Origin of the sequence: Micromonospora sp. D93 (genome assembly GCF_018070365.1) — a bacterium.
GTDB classification, from domain to species: domain Bacteria; phylum Actinomycetota; class Actinomycetes; order Mycobacteriales; family Micromonosporaceae; genus Micromonospora; species Micromonospora ureilytica.
Genome location: NZ_JAGPXW010000039.1, coordinates 50314 through 66326 on the forward strand (window position 1 = coordinate 50314; position 16013 = coordinate 66326).

The window sequence follows — 16013 nt, forward strand, 5'->3', positions numbered from 1 at the left end:
CAGCCCCACTAGTTGGCCGTCCAGCCCCCGTCGAGGGCGATCGACGCGCCGGTGATGAACGCCGCCGGCGGCGAGCAGAGGTACGCCAACAGCTCGGCCACCTCCTCCGGCTCGATCAACCGCTTGATCGCGGCCCGGGCCAACATGATCTTCTCGATCACCTCGGCCTCGTCGATGCCGTGACTGGCCGCCTGGTCGGCGATCTGGCTCTCCACCAGGGCGGTACGCACGTACGCCGGGTTGATGCAGTTGGCGGTCACCCCGTGCGCGGCGCCCTCCAACGCGACCACCTTCGACAGCCCCTCCAGAGCGTGCTTGGCCGAGACGTAGGCCGCCTTGTACGGCGAGGCGCGCAACCCGTGCACCGAGGAGATGTTGACGATCCGCCCCCAGCCCCGGGCGTACATGTGCGGCAGCGCCCGGCGGATCAGCAGGAACGGCGCCTCCACCATCACCCGCTGGATGTACTCGAAGCGCTCGACGGGGAAGTCCTGCAACGGCGCGACGTGCTGGAGCCCCGCGTTGTTCACCACGATGTCCACGTCCACGTCGAGTGCGTCCACCGCAGCGGCGTCGGACAGGTCGACGCCCTCGGCCCGGCCACCGGCCTCGGCGGCCACCGCCTTGGCGGCCTCCAGGTTGCGGTCCACCACGAGCACCTTGGCGCCGGCCGCGCCCAGCCGCAGGGCACACGCCCGCCCGATGCCGCCGCCGCCCCCGGTGACCAGGGCGGTCCGACCGGAGAGGTCGACCTGTACGACGTGGGGGACCACCACGGGTTCTGCCGTCATGGCGCAAGAAGTTACGAGCTGTGTGCTCCCCGGCACATGGGCCAGCGACACATACTCCGTACCAAAGCTGTGTGGCCCCACCCGCCCTCGCCGCCGGCCCACGCCCCGCCCCGCCGCATGCCGCGCTCGCCGCCCCTCCCGTGCCGTGCCGCGCAGCGTCAAGATCGCGCAGTATCCAGGTTGTAGTGGCATCCAGGCGCGTCGTGCCCACTACAACCAGGTTCGAGCGTGACCTTGACGGCTGCGCGTGCCCCGGACCTCGCTCCCGCTCTCTCAGCAACCGAGTTCGTCCTCAAGATCCGCGCAACATCAGGGATGTTGCTGTCTCATCCGCGCCGGAGGCAGCAACATCCGGGAAGTTGCTCGGATCTTGGTGCGGGGGCCGGGGCGGGGGCCGGGGCGGGGGGTGGAGTGCGGAGGGCGTGTCCCGTGGGGCTGGTGGGAAGGGCGCCGGTTAGGGTGTCGAACACACGTACTGCTGACGGTTGGGGAGGGGGCGGCGTGCGCGTGCTCGGTGTCGATCCGGGGTTGACCCGGTGTGGGGTGGGCGTCGTCGAGGGTGTGCCCGGCCGGCCCTGCACACTTGTCGCCTACTACGTGGTCTACACCGACCCGGCCGACGACCTGGCGCTGCGCCTGTTGCACCTGGACCGGTCGCTGACCGAGCTGGTCGCCAAGCACGAACCGGAGAGCGTCGCCGTCGAGCGGGTGTTCAGCCAGCACAACGTCCGCACCGTGATGGGCACCGCGCAGGCCAGTGGGATCGCCGTGCTGGCCGGGGCGCGCGCCGGGTTGCCGGTGCAGACGTACACGCCGAGCGAGGTGAAGGCGGCGGTCACCGGTTCCGGTCAGGCCGACAAGGCGCAGATGACCGCCATGGTGACCCGGCTGTTGCGGCTGGCCGAGCCGCCGAAGCCGGCGGACGCGGCCGACGCGCTGGCCCTGGCCATCTGTCACGTGTGGCGCGGCGGGACCCGTTCCAAGCTGGCCGCAGCGGCCGACCGGGCACGACGAGGAGGAGCTCGATGATCGCCAGCGTGCGCGGCACGGTGACCGCGACGGGCCCGGACCAGGCCGTGATCGAGGTCGGCGGGGTCGGGCTCGCCGTGCACTGCGCCCCTGGGACCCTCGCGGAGCTGCGCGTAGGCCAGGTCGCCCGGCTCGCCACCAGCTTGATCGTGCGGGAAGACTCGCTGACCCTCTACGGCTTCGCCGACGACGACGCCAAGTCACTGTTCGAGCTGCTCCAGACCGCCAGCGGGGTTGGCCCGCGGCTGGCCCAGGCGGTGCTGGCGGTGCACACCCCCGACGCGGTACGCAAGGCGATCGCCAACGCCGACACGGCCGCCCTGACCCGCGTACCCGGGATCGGCAAGAAGGGTGCGGAACGCCTGGTGCTGGAGCTGCGTGACCGGATCGGTCCGGTGCCGATCGGCGCCGACGGCGTGGCCGGGGTGACCCGCGGCAGTTGGCCCGAGCAGGTCCGGCAGGCGCTTGTGGGGCTGGGTTGGACGGCCGGGCAGGCCGATCAGGCGGTGGCCGCGGTGGCGGAGTCGATCGAGGGCGAGACCCCGCCGGTGCCGGTCCTGCTCAAGCAGGCCATCCGACTGCTGGGCCGCACCCGATGACCGCGCGGGCGGCACGATGAGCGAGGCCGAGGGGCTCGTGTCGGCGTACGTCAGCGACGCCGACCTGGACGCGGAGGCCACGGTGCGGCCGAAGCGGCTGGCCGAGTTCATCGCCCAGGACCGGGTGCGCGACCAGCTCGACCTGTTGTTGCAGGGCGCCATGCGGCGGGGGGCGCCACCGGATCACATTCTGCTCTCCGGCCCACCGGGGTTGGGTAAGACGAGCCTGGCCAACATCGTCGCCGCCGAGCTGGGCGCGGGCATCCGGGTGACAAGTGGTCCGGCGATCGAGCGTTCCGGTGATCTGGCGGCGATCCTGACCAGCCTGGCCGAGGGCGACGTGCTCTTCATCGACGAGATCCATCGGATCGCGCGGCCGGCCGAGGAGTTGCTGTACAGCGCGATGGAGGACTTCCGGGTCGACGTCGTGGTGGGCAAGGGTCCGGGGGCGACGGCGATTCCGCTGGACGTCGAGCCGTTCACCCTGGTCGGCGCGACGACCCGCTCGGGGTTGTTGACCGGGCCGATGCGGGACCGGTTCGGCTTCGTCGCGCATCTCGACTTCTACGCTCCGGCGGATCTGGAGACGTTGCTGCACCGTTCGGCGCGGATCCTGGGTGTGCCGATCACCCCCGAGGGCGCGACCGAGATCGCCGGTCGGTCCCGGGGCACTCCCCGGATCGCCAACCGGCTGTTGCGCCGGGTCCGCGACTACGCCGAGGTTCGGGCGGACGGGGTGGTCGATCTCGACACCGCCCGTGCGGCCCTGATCGTGTACGACGTGGACGCGCTCGGCCTGGACCGGCTGGACCGTGCGGTGTTGACCGCGCTTGTCGACTCGTTCCGGGGCGGCCCGGTCGGGTTGTCCACGCTCGCCGTGGCGGTGGGGGAGCAGCCGGACACGGTGGAGGAGGTCTGCGAGCCGTTCCTGGTGCGGGCCGGTCTGTTGGCCCGTACGCCCAGGGGTCGGGTGGCGACCGAGGGCGCCTGGCGGCATCTGGGGCGCACACCACCGAATGGTACATTTGGTGTGGATAGTCCACCTGTGCCGGACTTGTTCTCCTTGGATGTCGATCAGCCGTGATGTGAACGTGATCTGTGCCGCATTCGGCGTTCTCAGGTGCAGGGTTTAGACTTCGCCGCGGTCTGTACAGGACGTGAGAATCCGCCTCCGCTCCGGCACCCTCGTGCCGGGCAGGTGGCCAATGGGAAGGTCAGTAACCGTGCATTACGCAGCAGCGGGTGGCGGGGCCGGCGGTATCACGCCGATCCTGATGATCGCCCTGCTCTTCGGTGTCATGTACTTCATGATGATCCGGCCCCAGCAGAAGCGCCGCAAAGAGGCGGAGTCGATGCAGTCCAACCTCGGGCCCGGCGATGAGGTCGTGACCATCGGTGGGCTCTACGGCACGGTCACCGGCATCGAGGACGACACCGTCCTGATCGAGGTCGCACCGGGCGTGCAGACCCGCTACGCCCGCCCGGCCATCGCGCGGGTGGTCACCCGCGCGGAGCTGCCGAGCGAGCCGGTCACCGAGGACGCGGACACCGTCAAGGAGTGATCCTCCCCCGGGAGCGGCGAGTCCGGCGTACGGCCGGTCGGCCGACTTCCGGGTCGTCGCGCCCGAACGGGGCAGCGGGCGAGACGTGAAAACTGGATAGTTGGGTCGACGCCGGGCGTCGGCACGTTCCCGTGACCGTCGGCGTTCCGCGCCGGGGTGCCCGGTCCTCGTGTCGGCATTCCGTCGGCTCAAGGCAGACCCCGTCGGGCGGGACCCCCGGCCCGACACCGCCGCCGCTGCGACAGCGGCGCGACCGTACAGGGAGACAGGACAGCCGTGGCACCACCTCAGGGACAGATGCGCCCCGGGCGGCAGCTCGCCGTGCTCGGGTTCATCTTCGTGGTCCTCTATCTTTTGGTGTTCTTCGCTGGCGCCAGCGGCAGTTGGAAGGACCGGCTCGAGCCCAAGCTCGGCCTGGACCTCATCGGCGGCACGCGGGTGACACTGGAGGCGACCAACAGCGTCGACGGCAAGCCCCCGACGGCGGAGAACCTCGAGGAGGCCCGCGAGATCATCGAGAGCCGGGTCAACGCGTTCGGCGTGGCCGAGGCCGAGGTGGTCACCGAGGGCAACCGCAACATCGTCATCTCCCTGCCCGGTGAGAACCGGGACCTCACCGATGTGGGCAGCGCGGCCGAGCTGCGCTTCCGCAAGGTGCTCAAGGCCGCCTCCGGCAGTGGTGTGGCCGAGGCGCCGCCCGCCGCCACTCCGGTCCCGTCCGGCAGCGCCGCCCCGACCGGCAGCGCGACCCCGACCCCGACGGGCAGCGCCTCGCCGAAGGTGACCTCGTCGCCCAGCGGCGGTCAGGGCGGAATGGCCCCGGCGTCGCCCAGCGCCACGCCCTCCGCGTCCGCCACGGCCTCGCCGAGCGCCGCCGCGCCCAGCGCCAGCGCCGAGCCGGTGCCGGCCAGCGTCGAGGAGCAGCGCAAGGCCGTCGAGCAGAAGGTCGGCGCCGCCGCGTGGCAGGCCGCCAACGGGCTGCAGGCCCCGGCCGACCTGACCGCCGACCCGTCGCTGGCCGAGAAGCTCAAGCCGTTCGGCACGCTGTCTCCGCAGGAGATCGCTGTGCTGCCGGCGCAGATGCAGTTCAACGTGCCGACGATCGGCTGCACGCAGCTCGACCAGCGCCCCCCGGCGTCGATCTCCGACGCCAACCAGCAGGTGGTCTCCTGCGAGGACGGCGCGTCGAAGTACCTGCTCGACAAGGCCAAGGTGCTGGGCACCGACGTGTCCGACGCCGACGCGGTGCTCGACCAGACCAACGCCTGGGTGGTCAGCCTGGACTTCACCGGCGACGGCCAGGGCAAGTGGACCTCGCTGACCCGTGAGGCGTTCAACAACGAGGGCCAGGCCTGCGACGCGACCGCGCTGGGTCAGGACGGCAAGTGCCGGGTGGCCGTCGTCCTGGACAACGAGATCGTCTCCTCCCCGGAGATCCAGGGCGTGCTGACCGGCAACTCCCAGATCACCGGCACCTTCACGCAGAAGGACGCCAGCACCCTCGCGGGCCAGCTCCGCTACGGCGCGCTGCCGGTGACCTTCGAGCAGCAGGAGGCGCAGAACGTCACCGCCACGCTGGGTGCCAGCCACCTGCGCGCCGGTCTCCTCGCGGCCGGCATCGGCATGCTGCTGGTCATCGTCTACGCGTTCTTCTACTACCGGCTGCTCGGCTCGGTGATCTTCCTGAGCCTCATCCTCTCCGCGCTGCTGGTCTTCGGCGCGCTCGTGGTGCTCGGCCGGCAGATCGGCTTCACGCTCACCCTCGCCGGCATCGCCGGAATGATCGTCTCGCTAGGTGTGGCGGCGGACTCGTTCGTCATCTACTTCGAACGACTGAAAGACGAGATCCGGGAGGGGCGAAGTCCGCGTAGCGCGGTGCCCCGGGCCTGGATCCGGGCCCGTCGGACGATCATCTCGGCCAACGCGATCACCCTGCTCTCCGCTGTGGTGCTCTACGTGGTCTCGGTCGGCACGGTCAAGGGCTTCGCGTTCGCGCTCGGCCTGGCCACCGTGCTCGACCTGGTGGTGGTCTTCCTCTTCCGGCACCCGATCATGACGATGTTCGCCCGGACCCGGGCGTTCCTGTCCCCGCGGGTCAGCGGTCTGGGCCGGGCACTGCCGGCCCGCAACCAGCCGACTCAGCCCCGCAACCCGCGCGCCAAGGAGGCCTGAGATGGCTGAAAACGGTCTGGCGAGCCGCCTCTACAACGGCGAGGCCGGTCTCAACATCGTCGGCCGGCGCAAGCTCTGGTTCGGCGTCGCCGGGGTCCTGGTCCTGATCGCGATCCTCAGCTTCTCGATCCGTGGGTTCAGCCTGGGCATCGAGTTCGCCGGTGGCAACTCGTTCCAGGTGCCGGCAAGTGTCGGCACCCTGGACGACGCCGAGCGGGAGGTCAACTCGGCCCTCGCCGCCGAGAACACCGGCGTCACGGTGGCCACCACGCAGAAGGTCGGCGGCACGGGCGGCGATTCCTACGAGCTGCGCACGCCGCAGCTCACCGTCGAGCAGGCCAACTCGGTAAAGGCCCAGATCGCCGAGGATCTCGGCATCAACGCCGACCAGATCAGCAGCAACCAGGTCAGTGAGGCATGGGGCAGCCAGGTGACCGAGCGGGCCGTGCTCGGTCTGGTCATCTTCATCGCGCTGGTGATGGTCTACCTGATCCTGCGCTTCGAGTGGCGGATGGCCGTGGCCGCGGTCGCCTCGCTGATCACCAACCTGATCCTCACCGCCGGCATCTACTCGCTTGTCGGCTTCGAGGTCACCCCGTCGACGATCATCGGCTTCCTCACCATCCTGGGCTTCGCGCTCTACGACGTGGTGGTGGTCTTCGACAAGGTCCAGGAGAACACCCGGGGCATCACCGCCAACAACAACCAGACGTACGCCGAGGCGTCCAACCTGGCCATCAACCAGAGCCTGATGCGGTCGTTGAACACCTCGGTGGTCGCCCTGCTGCCGGTCGGCGGTCTGCTCTTCATCGGTGCCGGCCTGCTCGGCGCCGGCACGCTGAAGGACCTCGGTCTGGTGCTGTTCGTCGGCATGGCTGTGGCGTTCCTGACCTCCATCCTGGTGGCCACCCCGCTGCTGGCGCTGCTGAAGAACTACGACCCGCGGATCCAGGCGCACAACAAGCGCGTCCTGACCCGGCGGGGCGCGGTCAGCCGCGGCGAGGTCACCGGTAAGGGTGCCGCCGGTCCGGTGGACCAGGCCGACGCGACCGACGAGCCGGTCGACCAGGACGCCGCCGCGCTGGCCGGTGCCGCCCCGAAGGTGGGCGCTCGCCCGGCGGGCAAGCGGGCCACCGGCGCCCGGGGCGGTCGCCCGGGTGGCGGCGGCAACCGGCCGGGTGGCGCCAAGCGGCGCTGACCCGACAGGAAACACCCGAACGGCGTCCGGCATGCTGTTGCCGGACGCCGTTCGTCGTCGAAGGAGAGCGAAACAGCCGTGACGGAGACCCACAGCACCGCAGCGCGCGGGGACAGTGGCCCGGAGGTCGCCCGACTGGTCGCCAGCCGGGTGCTGGACGTGCCCGACTTTCCCAAGCCCGGCGTCCTGTTCAAGGACCTGATGCCACTGTTCGCCGACGGCAAGGTCTTCCGTGAGGTGATCGACGAGGTCATCGCGTACCACGGGCGGGACGCCTTCGACGTGGTGGTCGGCATCGAGGCGCGCGGGTTCGTCGTCGCGGCGGCCATCGCGTACGCGACCGGGGTGGGCGTGGTGCCGGTGCGTAAGGCCGGCAAGCTGCCCCGCCCGGCGCACTCGGTCTCCTACGCGCTGGAGTATGGCGAGGCCACCCTGGAAGTGCACGAGGACGCCTTCACCGCCGGGCACCGGGTGCTGGTGGTCGACGACGTGCTGGCCACCGGTGGCACCGCCGAGGCGACGTTGGACCTGGTCGAGCGGGCCGGCGGCACCGTCACCGGCTTCACAGTGCTGCTGGAACTCGGTTTCCTGGGTGGGCGTGAGCGACTGGCGCCGCGTCCCGTGCACGCCCTGCTGACCGTTTGAGCCGGTCGAGACTCTGTTGACCGTTTGATCCCGGACCCGTCGGACGGACCCGGCGCCGACCGTCCGGCGGAGCGGCAGGGGACCGTCCGTGCGGGTAGCATTGCCCTTTGCTGACGCCGGCGGTAACCCGTCCGGCGGGCGAGACCAGGTCGGCCGATGTTCGGCCGGCGTGTTTCCGGCGAGCGGTGAGGAGGCCGGTGTCCCACGATGTCGTCCCTCCGGCGGAGGGCACGGTGCACCCGACAGGCGACGCTGACGGCTCGGTGACCGACCGGACAGGCGACGCGCCGGCCCGGGTGACGGGCACCGGCAACGGTTCCGGCAGGGCCTCCGGCGAGAGCGCGGTGCGTCCGACCAGCGGCCCGCCGAGTGCCGAGGCGTCTCCCGGCGCCGATGGCGTCGTGGTGCCGTTCCCGACCGACGCCGGTGTCGACCCGTCACCAAGCGGTGGCTTCGGGCTGTCCAACGCGCCCACCGGTCGGCGGGTCCGGGCCCGGTTGGCCCGGTTCAACGCGCCCTGGCAGACCTCTCAGGTCAGCGAGGTGCTGGAGCCGCTCATCGCGAGCCACCGGGACAACCACCCCAAGGCGGACGCCCGGCTGCTTCAGCGTGCCTTCGACACGGCCGCCCGGTGGCACTCCGGGCAGTACCGCAAGTCCGGCGACCCCTACATCACCCACCCGCTCGCGGTGGCGACGATCCTCGGCAACCTGGGGATGGACACCACCACGCTCGTCGCCGCGCTGCTGCACGACACCATCGAGGACACCGAGTACACCCTCGACCAGATGCGTGCCGACTTCGGTGGCGAGGTCGCCCTGCTGGTCGACGGCGTCACCAAGCTCGACAAGGTCAAGCTGGGCGATGCGGCCAAGGCCGAGACGATCCGCAAGATGGTCGTGGCCATGGCCAAGGACCCGCGGGTGTTGGTGATCAAGCTGGCCGACCGGCTGCACAACATGCGTACCCTGACCTTCCTGCCCCGCCCCAAGCAGGAGCAGAAGGCCAAGGAGACGCTGGAGATCCTGGCGCCCCTCGCGCACCGCCTCGGTATGAACACGATCAAGTGGGAGCTGGAGGATCTGTCCTTCGGCACCCTGTTCCCGAAGCGCTACGAGGAGATCAACCGGCTGATCGGGGAGCACCAGCCGCAGCGCGAGTCGCTGTTGCGGCAGGTGACGCAGAAGGTCGGCACCGACCTGAAGGCCGCCAAGATCAAGGCGGAGACCACCGGGCGGCCGAAGCACCTCTACTCGATCTACCAGAAGATGATCGTGCGGGGTCGCGACTTCAACGACATCTACGACCTGGTCGGCGTGCGCATCCTGGTCGACACGGTTCGCGACTGCTACGCGGCGCTGGGCGTCATCCACGCCAACTGGCAGCCGGTGCCGGGTCGGTTCAAGGACTACATCGCGATGCCCAAGTTCAACATGTACCAGTCGTTGCACACGACTGTCATCGGGCCCACCGGCAAGCCGGTGGAGATGCAGATCCGCACGTACGCGATGCACCGCACCGCCGAGTTCGGCATCGCCGCGCACTGGAAGTACAAGGAGCACAAGGGCACCCAGATCGTCGGCCCGCCCGCGCACATCGACGAGATGACCTGGCTGCGGCAACTGCTCGACTGGCAGCGAGAGGCAGCCGACCCGAGCGAGTTCCTGGACGCGCTGCGCTTCGACCTGTCCAGCCAGGAGGTGTACGTCTTCACCCCGAAGGGTGACGTCATCCCGCTGCCGACCGGGTCGACGCCTGTGGACTTCTCGTACGCGGTGCACACCGAGGTGGGGCACAAGTGCATCGGGGCGCGGGTCAACGGCAAGCTGGTGCCTCTGGAGTCGACGCTGTCCAACGGCGACGTGATCGAGATCTTCACGTCGAAGTCCGAGACGGCCGGCCCGACGCAGGACTGGCTGGGCTTCGTCAAGAGCCCCCGCGCACGGACGAAGATCCGGCAGTACTTCAACAAGGAGCGGCGCGAGGAGGCGATCGAGGCCGGCAAGGACGCGATCGTCAAGGCGATGCGCAAGCAGGGCATGCCGTTGCAGCGGATGCTCACCTCCGACGCGCTCATGTCGATCGCCCGCGACCTGCACCTGGCCGACGTGGCCTCGCTCTACGCCGCGGTCGGCGACAGTCAGGTCTCCGCGCAGTCGGTGGTGCAGAAGCTGATGGCCGCGTACGGCGGCGAGGAGGGCGCGGCGGAGGACATCGCCGAGACCGCCGTCGCCACCCGGCCGCCGCGCAGCCGGCAGAGCAGCGCCGACCCGGGCGTCGTGGTCCGGGGCGTCAGTGACGTCTGGATCAAGCTGGCGCGCTGCTGCACCCCGGTCCCACCGGACTCGGTGTTCGGCTTCGTCACCCGCTCCGGCGGGGTGAGCGTGCACCGTGACGACTGCGCCAACGCCGAGGACCTGCGCGCGCAGAGCGAGCGGGTCGTCGAGGTGAGCTGGAAGCTCACCTCCGCCTCGACGTTCCTGGTGGCCATCCAGGTCGAGGCCCTGGACCGGCACAAGCTGCTGGCCGACGTCACCCGGGTGCTCTCCGACGAGCGGGTCAACATCCTCTCCGCCACCGTCACCACCACCCGCGACCGGGTGGCGGTGAGCCGGTTCAGCTTCGAGATGGCCGACCCGAAGCACCTGGGCCACCTGCTGGCCACGGTCCGCAAGGTCGACGGCGTGTTCGACGCCTACCGGGTCACGTCCGGCGCCTGACGCCCACCTGATCGGTCGCGGGGCTCACCGCGTACCCCGGAAACGACAGCGCCCGCCGGCTCAGCCGGCGGGCGCTTCGTCGTGCGCGCGGGGGGTCAGCCCTGCGGGTTGCTCATCGTGAGGTCCTTGATGATGACCTCCTTCTTCGGGTGGCCGCCGCCGGCCTGCTGGGCGAACGCGCCGTCGTCGCCGGCCTTGGCCACGTCCTTGACGAGGTCCAGACCGCCGGTGATGGAGCCCAGCACGGTGTAGGCCGGGTCCAGCGGCGAGTCGCCGTAGACGATAAAGAACTGGCTGCCGGTGCTGCCCGGCTGGCCGGAGTTGGCCATCGCGATGACACCCTCCGGGTACGGCGGGCGCTTGTCGGTGGGCAGGTTCTCCTCGGGCAGGCGGTAGCTCGGGCCGCCCTGACCGTCGGTGGGGCGCCAGCCGTCGCCGGTGGCGCTGGGGTCACCGCACTGCAACACCTTGATGCCCTCGGTCACGAGGCGGTGGCACTTGGTGTTGTCGAAGAAGTTCTTCTCCGCGAGGTGGGTGAAGCTGCCCGCCGTGCACGGCACCAGCGACCGGTCGACCTTGGCGGTGATCGGGCCGAGGTTCGTGTCGATCGTCATGGTCTGCACGCCGGTGCCGGACTGCTGGTTGCTCGGCACCCCGACGTCCTTGATCTGCGGGGGCCGCTGCTCCGTGGGCAGCGCGTTGTACACGCACTCGGACGCGCCGGCCGCCGGCGCGGCGGTGTCGTTCTTGTCGTCGTCGCCGCCGAGGCTCACCGCCAGCCAGACGGTGCCGGCGACGACGAGCACCAGTGCGGCACCCGCGCTGATGATCGCCGTCGTCTGCCGGCGCTTGCGGGCCTTGGCCGCGCGCTCGGCCATCTCCTTCTCAAGCCGGGCGCGTCGTGCCGCCGCTTGCTGCCGCTCTCTGGTGGACGTCACGCCTGGATCCTCCTGGCTATCTGCTGCTGGGTGCCGAGTAATTGGGTGGGACGACCGGTCAGCCGGCGCTCGGGCTGCTGGCCGGGGTGCCGGAGACCGACGGCGCCGGTGCCGCACCGGTGGCCGGCTCACCGACCGTGAGGCTCTGGATCGTCACATCGGTGTTGGGCTTGACCTTCGCCCCGGTCCCATTGTCCACGGTCGGGAGGGCGCCGATCTTCTCCACCACGTCCAGCCCGCCGGTCACCCGGCCAATGACCGGGTACTTCGGGTCGGCGGTGGTGAAGTCCTTGAAGAAGATCAGGAACTGGCTGCCGTTGCTGCCCGGCGGGTTGGAGACCATCGTCACCGTGCCCTTCGGGTACGTCGGCGGTTGGCCGGGGGCCGGGCTGGCCGACGGTGAGGCCGACGGCACGGTCGGCACCTCCTCGTCGTAGAACGAGTAGGTCGGCCCACCGAGACCCGTGCCGCTGGGGTCGCCGCAGCGCAGCGCGCCCTCGGCGGTGATCTCGTGGCACTTGGTGTTGTCGTAGAACGACCGGCTGGCCAGGTGGGCGATGCTCGCCGCCGCGCACGGGGAGTTGGTCAGGTTCAGTTCCGCGGTGATCGGTGCGCCCTGGTTGGTGGTCACTGTCATCGCGCGGGTGCCGTCCGTGGGCAGATCCTTGGTGGCCGGCGTGCCGACGTCCTTGAGGTTGGTGTTGGCCGTCGCGTCCTGCGGCGTCCAGAGGCAGGTGTCCTCCGCGGCCGTGTTCTGCTTCGGGTCGGAGTCGAACGCCCCGAGCGCCCAGGCCGAGCCGGCCACGACCAACACGAGAACCAGGGCGGCGCCAACTCCGGCCTGGATCTGCCGTCGTCGCCGCGTGGAGGCGGCCCGACGAGCCAACTGCCGGTCGAGCTTGGCCCGCGCCAGTTTGCGCTGCCGGTCCCTGCTGGAAGCCACAGGTGCTCCCCTTTCCTCTACCTGGTCGTCGCCGGCGGCCGGTCGCCCCGGCCCGTCCGGGCGTCACGTGTGCCGCGCCTCACGCCCGCCAGAGTGTACGGCTAGTGACTGGGAATGTGGTGTACGAGGTCCACCCCATCCCGAGCAGCGCTTATCGGAGGTTGTCACTGTGCCCCACGGGGCGCGCGGGACGGACGCGGCAAACTCGCTCGGCCCGCCCGATAGGCTGCTGTGCAAGGACGACAGCTGCTCGACGGAAAGGACAGCGCCCGTGCTCGTGGCCGGCTTTCCCGCGGACGCCTTCGGCACCAACTGCTACGTGGTTGCCACCGCGCCGGGGGAGCAGTGCGTGGTGGTCGACCCCGGCATCGGGGTGCTCGACCAGCTCGACGCGCTGCTCGCCGAGCACCGCCTGCATCCGGCCGCCGTGCTGCTCACCCACGGCCACCTCGACCACACCTTCTCGGTCGCGCCGGTCTGCGGCGCGCGCGGCATCACCGCCTACGTGCACCCCGGCGACCGGGAGATGCTGGCCGACCCGTCCAAGGGCCTCTCGACCGACCTGACGTCGCTCTTCGGCGGCCGGCTGAGCTACACCGAGCCCGACGACGTGGCGGAGCTGACCGACGGCGCCACCCTCACGCTCGCCGGCCTGGAGATCGCCGTCGACCATGCCCCGGGCCATACCGGCGGGTCGGTGCTGTTCCGGCTGCCGGGCGCCGGGTCGAGCTGGGAGGCCGACGAGCTGTGCCTCTCCGGCGACGTCCTCTTCGCCGGGTCGATCGGTCGCACCGACCTGCCGGGCGGCAGCATGTCGGCCATGCTCACCAGCCTGCGCGACAAGATCCTTCCGCTGGCCGACGACACCGTCGTGCTGCCCGGCCACGGCCCCGGCACCACCATCGGCCGCGAGCGCGCCAGCAACCCGTACCTCATCGAGGTGGCTGGCACGTCGCCGGCCGCTCCCACCCGGGGCCTCTAGATCTTCGTCCGCGCCACGCGCGGACCCACGACACCACCGCGCCGCGGGCGCGGAACCGCAAGGAGTACGCCGATGAGCAAGCCCACGCCCATCTCCGGCTTCCCGGAGTGGACCCCCGGCCAGCGGATGATCGAGCAGTTCGTGCTCGACAAGATCCGGGCCACCTTCGAGCTGTACGGCTTCGCGCCGCTGGAGACCCGCGCCGTGGAGCCGCTGGACCAGCTGCTGCGCAAGGGCGAGACCTCGAAGGAGGTCTACGTGATCCGGCGACTGCACGCCGACGCCGAGGGCGCCGGCACTGACGATCAGCTCGGCCTGCACTTCGACCTGACCGTGCCGTTCGCCCGCTACGTGCTGGAGAACGCCGGCAAGCTGAGCTTCCCGTTCCGCCGCTACCAGATCCAGAAGGTGTGGCGGGGTGAGCGGCCGCAGGAGGGCCGCTACCGGGAGTTCGTCCAGGCCGACATCGACATCGTCGACCGGGACACCCTGGCAGGGCACCACGAGGCCGAGATGCCCCTGGTGATCGGGGACGCGCTGCGCTCGTTGCCGATCCCGCCGGTGACCATCCAGGTCAACAACCGCAAGATCTCCGAGGGTTTCTACCGGGGCATCGGGCTGACCGACCCGGAGACGGTGCTGCGCGCCGTGGACAAGCTCGACAAGATCGGCCCGGCGAAGGTGGCCGAGCTGCTGGCCCAGACCGCGGGTGCGAGCGAGGCGCAGGCCAAGGCGTGCCTGGCGCTGGCCGAGATCTCCGCCCCGGACGCGTCGTTCGCCGACGCCGTGCGGGCGCTCGGGGTGAGCGACCCGCTGCTCGACGAGGGCATCGAGGAGCTGGTCCGGGTGGTGGAGACCGCCGCCGAGCACTCGCCCGGCCTCTGCCTGGCGGACCTGCGCATCGCCCGTGGCCTGGATTACTACACCGGCACCGTCTACGAGACCCAGCTGCGCGGCTACGAGCGCTTCGGCTCGATCTGCTCCGGCGGTCGGTACGACAACCTGGCCAGCGCCGGTGCTGTGTCGTACCCCGGGGTGGGGATCTCGATCGGGGTCACCCGGCTCCTCGGGCTGCTCTTCGGCGCGGGGGAGCTGTCGGTCTCGCGTTCGGTGCCCACCTGTGTCCTGGTGGCGTTGGCCGACGAGGAACACCGCCCGACCAGTGGCCGGATCGCGGCGGCGCTGCGGCGGCGCGGTATCCCCACCGAGGTCTCGCCGAGCGCGGCGAAGTTCGGCAAGCAGATCCGCTACGCCGAGCGGCGGGGCATCCCGTACGTCTGGTTCCCGGGTGCCGACGGGGCGCCGGACGAGGTGAAGGACATCCGCTCCGGTGAGCAGGTCACGGCCGGTGCCGAGGAGTGGATGCCACAGTCGGCGGACCTCAAGCCGACTGTCGGTTGAGTTCCCCACTGGCGCTGACGGCCACGGGGACCTACGGTAGCGTAAGTTACGCCACCGTAGGGAGTTTCTCGTGACCGTCAGCACCACACTGAGTCAGACCGCGCTGCTCGTCGAGCTGGAGCCGGTTGTCGAACGCAACCTGGACCGCCACCTCTCGCTCGCCAAGGAGTGGTTCCCGCACGAGTACGTGCCGTGGAGCGAAGGGCGGACCTTCGACGGGCCGCTCGGCGGCGAGGCGTGGTCGCCGACCGACTCCACCATTCCGGACGTGGCCCGCACCGCGCTGATCGTGAACCTGCTGACCGAGGACAACCTGCCCTCGTACCACCACGAGATCGCCACCCTGTTCGGCCGCGACGGCGCGTGGGGCACCTGGGTGCACAGGTGGACCGCCGAGGAGGGTCGGCACGGCGTCGCGATCCGCGACTACCTGACCGTCAGCCGGGCGGTCGACCCGGTGGCGTTGGAGCGGGCCCGGATGACGCACATGTCGGAGGGCTACACCAACGCCCACGGCGACGAGGTGCTGCACTCACTGGCGTACGTCTCGTTCCAGGAACTGGCCACCCGAATCTCGCACCGCAACACCGGCAAGGCCACTGGCGACCCCGCCTGCGAGGCGCTGCTGGCCCGTGTGGCCGCCGACGAGAACCTGCACATGGTCTTCTACCGCAACCTGCTCGCGGCCTCGTTCGAGCTGGCCCCGAGTCAGGCCATGCGGGCCGTCGCCGACGTGGTGGCCGACTTCCAGATGCCGGGTAGCGGCATCGAGGGCTTCGCCCGCAAGTCGGTGGCGATCGCCCTGGCTGGCATCTACGACCTGCGCCAGCACCGCGACGACGTGCTGCAGCCGGTCCTGCGCCAGTGGGACGTCTTCAACGTGACAGGCCTCAACGCCGACGGCGAGGCCGCCCGCGAGCAGCTTGCCGCCCAGCTGGACAACCTGGACCGCGCCGCGAACCGTTTCGAGGAGAAGCGCGACGCCCGAGCCGCCCGCCTAGCCCTCCGCTAAACCCCACCCACCCACCCCCTC

At 70.5% G+C, this 16013-nt stretch carries 14 protein-coding genes; 11 read left to right on the forward strand and 3 right to left on the reverse strand.

The annotated features are described in order from the left end of the window. Positions 1–8 precede the first annotated feature (8 nt). Complete coding sequence (locus KBX71_RS30390) at positions 9–791, reverse strand: 3-hydroxybutyrate dehydrogenase (protein WP_210821187.1); 783 nt, start codon at positions 789–791, stop codon at positions 9–11. 501 nt (positions 792–1292) lie between these two features. Here KBX71_RS30390 and ruvC point away from each other — a divergent pair. The 8 genes from ruvC to KBX71_RS30430 all read left to right on the forward strand — a co-directional run bounded on the left by ruvC (position 1293) and on the right by KBX71_RS30430 (position 10716). Further along, entirely contained in the window at positions 1293–1820 is a 528-nt protein-coding gene (gene ruvC / locus KBX71_RS30395) for a crossover junction endodeoxyribonuclease RuvC (RefSeq protein ID WP_210821188.1), read from the forward strand. Then, positions 1817–2419 carry a Holliday junction branch migration protein RuvA gene (gene ruvA / locus KBX71_RS30400; protein WP_124823022.1) on the forward strand — a complete coding sequence of 201 codons (603 nt, stop codon included), beginning with the start codon at positions 1817–1819 and terminating at the stop codon, positions 2417–2419. The genes ruvC and ruvA overlap by 4 nt, the downstream gene beginning before the upstream one ends. Before the next feature lie 16 nt (positions 2420–2435). Next, positions 2436–3503 carry a Holliday junction branch migration DNA helicase RuvB gene (gene ruvB, locus KBX71_RS30405; RefSeq protein WP_210821189.1) on the forward strand — a complete coding sequence of 356 codons (1068 nt, stop codon included), beginning with the start codon at positions 2436–2438 and terminating at the stop codon, positions 3501–3503. A gap of 121 nt (positions 3504–3624) precedes the next feature. Further along, on the forward strand, positions 3625–3981 hold the full coding sequence (gene yajC / locus KBX71_RS30410) for a preprotein translocase subunit YajC (protein WP_124823024.1): 357 nt from the start codon (positions 3625–3627) through the stop codon (positions 3979–3981). 276 nt (positions 3982–4257) lie between these two features. Continuing rightward, positions 4258–6153: a protein translocase subunit SecD gene (secD, locus tag KBX71_RS30415; protein WP_210821190.1), complete on the forward strand. Its 1896-nt coding sequence runs from the start codon at positions 4258–4260 to the stop codon at positions 6151–6153. A 1-nt stretch (position 6154) separates the two neighbouring features. Next, positions 6155–7351 (forward strand): protein translocase subunit SecF, encoded by a 1197-nt coding sequence (secF, locus tag KBX71_RS30420; RefSeq protein WP_210821191.1) that lies wholly within the window; start codon positions 6155–6157, stop codon positions 7349–7351. A gap of 78 nt (positions 7352–7429) precedes the next feature. After that, on the forward strand, positions 7430–7996 hold the full coding sequence (locus KBX71_RS30425; RefSeq protein WP_124823026.1) for an adenine phosphoribosyltransferase: 567 nt from the start codon (positions 7430–7432) through the stop codon (positions 7994–7996). A 197-nt stretch (positions 7997–8193) separates the two neighbouring features. Then, the gene (locus KBX71_RS30430; RefSeq protein WP_210821192.1) at positions 8194–10716 is read left to right on the forward strand and encodes a bifunctional (p)ppGpp synthetase/guanosine-3',5'-bis(diphosphate) 3'-pyrophosphohydrolase; all 2523 of its coding nucleotides are present in this window, start codon (positions 8194–8196) and stop codon (positions 10714–10716) included. Positions 10717–10811: 95 nt separating this feature from the next. On the opposite strand, the gene KBX71_RS30435 is transcribed toward KBX71_RS30430, so the two are convergent. Both KBX71_RS30435 and KBX71_RS30440 read right to left on the reverse strand, forming a co-directional pair. Beyond that, positions 10812–11654 carry a peptidylprolyl isomerase gene (locus KBX71_RS30435; protein ID WP_210821193.1) on the reverse strand — a complete coding sequence of 281 codons (843 nt, stop codon included), beginning with the start codon at positions 11652–11654 and terminating at the stop codon, positions 10812–10814. A 58-nt stretch (positions 11655–11712) separates the two neighbouring features. Beyond that, entirely contained in the window at positions 11713–12597 is an 885-nt protein-coding gene (locus KBX71_RS30440) for a peptidylprolyl isomerase (RefSeq protein WP_210821194.1), read from the reverse strand. A gap of 271 nt (positions 12598–12868) precedes the next feature. Here KBX71_RS30440 and KBX71_RS30445 point away from each other — a divergent pair, with 271 nt between their 5' ends. From KBX71_RS30445 to KBX71_RS30455, 3 genes are all read left to right on the forward strand, one after another. Next, positions 12869–13579: an MBL fold metallo-hydrolase gene (locus KBX71_RS30445; protein ID WP_124823030.1), complete on the forward strand. Its 711-nt coding sequence runs from the start codon at positions 12869–12871 to the stop codon at positions 13577–13579. 72 nt (positions 13580–13651) lie between these two features. Beyond that, positions 13652–14980 (forward strand): histidine--tRNA ligase, encoded by a 1329-nt coding sequence (gene hisS, locus KBX71_RS30450; RefSeq protein ID WP_210821195.1) that lies wholly within the window; start codon positions 13652–13654, stop codon positions 14978–14980. Positions 14981–15050: 70 nt separating this feature from the next. Then, positions 15051–15992, forward strand: coding sequence for an acyl-ACP desaturase (locus tag KBX71_RS30455; RefSeq protein ID WP_210821196.1), 942 nt, complete (start codon positions 15051–15053; stop codon positions 15990–15992). Positions 15993–16013: the final 21 nt, after the last annotated feature.